Raw genomic sequence first — 4,624 nt, forward strand, 5'->3', positions numbered from 1 at the left:
TTCGCGCCAGCTACGCGCACGTGGCACACCGCTGCCGTCCGAGCCCTCGACGACCGCAGCTGTGACCAAGCTGGACGCGTCAGCTTCGCTATTTACAGCGTCGACAATCTCTTGGGCTGTCGATGAAAGCTCGCCATCGGCATCTGTGGCCAACGTCACGGTGACATCGTTGCCATTGACGGAAACCGCGAGCGCAGCACTGGACTCGCCAGGCGCCACATAACGGATGCGAATATTATTGCCAGCAGTACCGCCAGTAGCGGCGGTAAACAGGATACCGGTATTGGCCGCTGACGTGCCGATAGTCAGCTCGGCAGCGACCTCCCCTTCTGCGTCCGGCGCAGTACCGACGATGCCGATGACGCCCGAGCGAACGGTTTGAATTGGGCGCGGGCCGGTATCGATTTCGAGAACCTCGGGCCCATGCAGAAATGCCATATTGGAGTGCCTCTTGCCTGATCAGGTGTTCCGAACGGTAGAAACAGCATGACCGGGCCACGCGCGAGGCTCCGCTGGCAGTGGTTCCTATTGAGCATGTAACAGCAATGCGATCACGAGACGGACGATATCGGCGAACTTGAGCACCAACAGCATGAGAAAGCAGCGAGTATTCATAAAAGCACCTTGGCGTTGAGTGGTGCTTATATGCTTGCGCGGGAGATAGCGAGGGGCGAGCGGTGCGGGTTGTGGGGTGAGGGCGGCACAAAAACGCCCGCGCGGGGCGGGCGTGGGTGGTGGCGCTTACGCTGACGCCACTCTCAAGACCAAGGCCGAAACACAGCCCCTTTCAATACCTTCCGCTTGAGGCTTTCGGCGTTCGCGTGGTCGGCGTGAGCGACCCATGAGCCGACGCGCTGTTGGATCTTGGCCAGATCAATGTCACCGCGCGCGTATTGCCAGCGCATGGCTTTGAGGTTGCGCTTGATGCGCCGCACGGAATCGCGGCGCAGCAGGCGCTTGTGGGCCCAGATGCGATACCCGAGGAAATTAACGCCACGCGAGGCCGGCAACACCGAAGCCTTGCTGAACCGCATGCCCATTGAAGCGAGCTTATCCTCGAACTCGTCACGGATGGCCAGCGCCTCGCGCTTGGTGCGCACGAGCGCGACCATATCATCCATGTAACGCGCATAGCGCTTGAGGCGAAGCTCGCGCTTGGCCCATTGGTCGATTCGATTGCCGACCAGGTTGGCGATCCACTGGCTGAGCAGGTTGCCGACAGGGATGCCGACCGGGTCGGGGTCGTTGGGGTCGGCGGTGCTGTCGATGATGGTGTCGATCAGGCGCAGCGTGGCCGGACAGCTTATTTTGTCGCGCACAACCTCTTTGGCAAGGCGGTGGCTGATGCTGGCGAAATATTTGCTGACGTCCATCTTGACCACCCAGACCGGTCCGGTAGCGGTCATGCCGCACAGCCACTGTTCGATACGATCGGCGCCGGCGTGTGTGCCTTTGCCGGGGCGACAGGCATAACTATCAGTGATCATGGCGCGGTCCCAGATGGGCGCGCACAGCGAGCAGATGGCGTGCTGGGCGACGCGGTCGCGATAGGGTGCAGCGAGGATCTCGCGCACCTTGGGCTCGTAGACCAGGAAGGCGCGGTAGCGGCCTGGCTGGTAGGTGCCCCAGAGCATCTCCATCTGTAGAGCGCCGAGTTCCTCCCACAGATTGGCTTCGAACACGTTGACTTCGTGACGGTCGCGCTTGCCCAGACGTGCACGTCGGTGGGCGAGAATGAGGTTGTCCCAGTCGATGATACCCTCGATCAGGCGCTTGTGTTTGCTGCCCAATACAGCCTCCGTTGCCGAGTGTGTGAGGGGCGACCGGGCGGGGTTTTCGCTGGCGCTACTCGCGCCGTCCGGGCTGTCGTGTTCGGCCCGCTTCGCGGGACCGGGATGGTGTGGCTGACCCCCTGTTGGGAGCTGTTCAGGTGGCGACGAGATCCTCGCCGCCCTCTCTGATACCTGGTGGTGGTCACAGACGCAGCGCAAACCCGTATTCGAATTCACGTTCTCCGGGTTGTTGTTGGAGTTCGCGCACCGGGAGCCGCAGCGGACGCCGTTGTCGAACCTGCCTCCGGCCATGAAGAAGCGCCAACGCTACGCCGAAACCCACACCACCCCCTTGCTCTCATTTCAAGCGTTGGCGCCAAGTGCCAACCATGGCGCCGATTTCCTTGAGCTGCTGGGCGCTTGCGCCGACCCGACTGGCTCGCAACAGCCCACGCTCAGCGCCATGGCGCAACAGCGCATGGATAAAACGCAGGTGCTCATCGACGCGGTACACCTTGCTTTTCTGGCCACTGGCCGCGGCTTCGATGATAAGCCTGACAAGTTCCCATAGAGCATCTTCGAGGCGCTGGCCGTATCGGTAGCGCTGATGTTTGGGGATTTTGTCGAGGGCTGGCCCGAGGTCGACGATCATCTTTTCGGCTTTGGCAAGCATGACTAAGCCCCGCTGCCGCGGGGCGCTATCAGGGTCCACGCTCACAGGGAGTCACAGACGCAGCGCAAACCCGTAGGCGAATACACGTACTCCGGGTTGCTGTTGGAGTTCGCGCACCGGGAGCCGCAGCGGACGCCGTCGCCGAACCTGCCTCCGGCCACGAAGAAACGCCAACGCACATGGTAGAGCTCGCCGCGCAGCTCGGCACTGTCCTTTCCGTGCTCCAGAATGGGGCGATCCCACTCATAGTCAGCGGAGGATTCGGAGGCGACGTCGTGCAGGTCTACGCAGGGCTCCCATAGATTGCCGGCAGCGTCGACGATGCCCTGGCAGCTAACGGCCTTGGCGACGGTGCCGGTGGCAGCGCGCCCGCTGTTGGTGGTGGCCGACCATGCGGTCTCGTTGTCACCGTCGTTGCCTTCTGGGGTGCCGTCAGCATAGACGTAGAATTCATGCAGGAACGGCAGCCGCTTGCCGGCATTAGCAGCCAGTACCGGTAAGTCGAGATAGCGCGAGTAGCCTTCGGTACCCGATAGCGGCGTGGCGTTGTAGCGGCTCTCGGGCACGGTATCCGGCCATACCCCGGCGCCCTCGGTGTTGAGGTAGATGTCGGCCCAAAGACGTCCAGGGATGACCTCGACCATGCCGGTCGGGTCACACTTCGGGCGGTGCTGTAGATCCCAGCAACTATTGGGCAGGATCTGTGCGGCCGGCGCGAAGGCCTTGTTGTAGCGCTCAGATGCTGGACGGTAGCGGCCATAGTGGTAGCCGCCGATTTTGCGGCTGTTCTCCGCCGTGTGACCGGTGGGCACCGTCGAGTTCTTCGAGGCGACCCACTGGGCGATGCCGCTGGCGTGCTGGACAGCGTAGATGTAGATGTCGTCACCCAAGGAAAGGGCCGAAAAACTGCCGTCGCTGCCGCCGACAGGGTCCCAGTTGGCGACCGCTTCAAGCAGGAAACCCTTGGCGTTACCGCCGATGTTTACCATGCCCTCGGGCAGATTGAGGGTGTCGCCAGCGCCTTTCTCGATATGGCCGAACAGCGAGGTAAATCCGGCCGCTTGGGCGGGAATGATGATCTTGTCACCGGCTGCCATTAGTGGCTCTCCACGGTCTGAATGAGTTGATTGACCTCGCCAGCGGTGAAATCGAGGCGATGAATAGGGGCGTTGGGGTCGTCGACCAGCACATGCTGATGACGCGCACCGTCCTCGTCCTCGGTGACGCGATACTCGGGCTCGGGGCCGTCGGGTTCTTCGCCTTCGGCGAGCACGCGGTCGAAGACGTAGTGCTGCGTCTTGTCGCGCAGGGCGCGCAAATAGGCGAGGCCGCGCTGTTTGTTGTCATCGGTGGCCCAATCGGTGCCCAGGTAGCTCACCAGGTATTCGACGTCCTGGCGGGTCTTGATGACTTTCGGGTAGCCGTACATTAGGTCTCCTCCATGGCGAGGGCGCCGTTGATAACAATCAATTTGTGACTGGTGATTGGCAGCCGGGCGTCAATCGCGGCTTTAACACCGGCAGAATCGGGGAACTTATTCGCAGCGCCTTCCTTGGCCTCTGTCGTTGTCGCTTTCTCGACGAAGCCCAACGCCGTCGTCGTCGCAGCCGGGTGATTGCGGCTTTGTGCGTGCTCGGCGATCTCGTCGTCGACGTATTCGCGCGTGGCGAGGACCACCGCCGGGTCAACCTTCAGCTCGACGTTGGCGGTGTTGCTGAGGATCAAATGCATACGCACGACTTGGTTGCGTCCTGAGCCCTGGGCGAGCAGTGGCTTGTAGCTGGGGGCGCAGTTGGCGACGGCGACAAAATCGCCATCCTCATCCTCGAGGCCGAGTTCGCGAATCCACCAACCACCGACGTTGGGCGGCAGTACCAATTCAGCGATCAGGATCGCGGGGTTGTCTGGATCGATAGAGAGCTGATTAATCGCGGCTCGGTAGACCTGGTGGATCAATCCGGTCTGCTCAGGATCCGGTACCGGGTCGGAGCCATTGGCATCGCCCAGCAGCATATGGGTGAGCGACCAAGGGGTCTTGAGCGCGTTGGCGTTGGACTGCTTGGCCTCGCCGATATCGGTCAGGAAACCGCCAAAGGTGGAGTTTTCATCAACCATAGAGATGGACTTCCAGGGTGTCGGTGGTAGTGGTGGCCACGGCATGTCGCGAGTGGCATGCGAT

General features: G+C 61.9%; 5 protein-coding genes and 1 pseudogene. All 6 read right to left on the minus strand.

The features are described 5' to 3' along the window. Positions 1 to 438, minus strand: a pseudogene (locus OP496_RS16600) (hypothetical protein); the annotation flags it as partial. 320 nt (positions 439 to 758) lie between these two features. Further along, positions 759 to 1,790: a reverse transcriptase/maturase family protein gene (locus tag OP496_RS16605; protein WP_280564905.1), complete on the minus strand. Its 1,032-nt coding sequence runs from the start codon at positions 1,788 to 1,790 to the stop codon at positions 759 to 761. A 340-nt stretch (positions 1,791 to 2,130) separates the two neighbouring features. Further along, the gene (gene avd, locus OP496_RS16610; RefSeq protein ID WP_280564906.1) at positions 2,131 to 2,445 is read right to left on the minus strand and encodes a diversity-generating retroelement protein Avd; all 315 of its coding nucleotides are present in this window, start codon (positions 2,443 to 2,445) and stop codon (positions 2,131 to 2,133) included. Between the two features lie 41 nt (positions 2,446 to 2,486). After that, complete coding sequence (locus OP496_RS16615) at positions 2,487 to 3,542, minus strand: hypothetical protein (RefSeq protein WP_280564907.1); 1,056 nt, start codon at positions 3,540 to 3,542, stop codon at positions 2,487 to 2,489. Further along, entirely contained in the window at positions 3,542 to 3,874 is a 333-nt protein-coding gene (locus tag OP496_RS16620) for a hypothetical protein (RefSeq protein ID WP_280564909.1), read from the minus strand. The genes OP496_RS16615 and OP496_RS16620 overlap by 1 nt, the downstream gene beginning before the upstream one ends. After that, positions 3,874 to 4,624, minus strand: a 751-nt coding sequence (locus OP496_RS16625; protein WP_280564910.1) for a phage tail protein, incomplete at its 5' end; no start/stop codon positions are given. The genes OP496_RS16620 and OP496_RS16625, both read right to left, overlap by 1 nt.

Origin of the sequence: Chromohalobacter sp. 48-RD10 (assembly GCF_029889785.1) — a bacterium.
Classification (GTDB): Bacteria; Pseudomonadota; Gammaproteobacteria; order Pseudomonadales; family Halomonadaceae; genus Chromohalobacter.

Excerpts from the sequence above, each read along its gene's own strand:
- OP496_RS16620 (WP_280564909.1), bottom strand. The coding sequence starts at position 3,874 with ATGTACGGCTACCCGAAAGTCATCAAGACCCGCCAGGACGTCGAATAC.
- avd (WP_280564906.1), bottom strand. The coding sequence starts at position 2,445 with ATGCTTGCCAAAGCCGAAAAGATGATCGTCGACCTCGGGCCAGCCCTC.
- OP496_RS16615 (WP_280564907.1), bottom strand. The coding sequence starts at position 3,542 with ATGGCAGCCGGTGACAAGATCATCATTCCCGCCCAAGCGGCCGGATTT.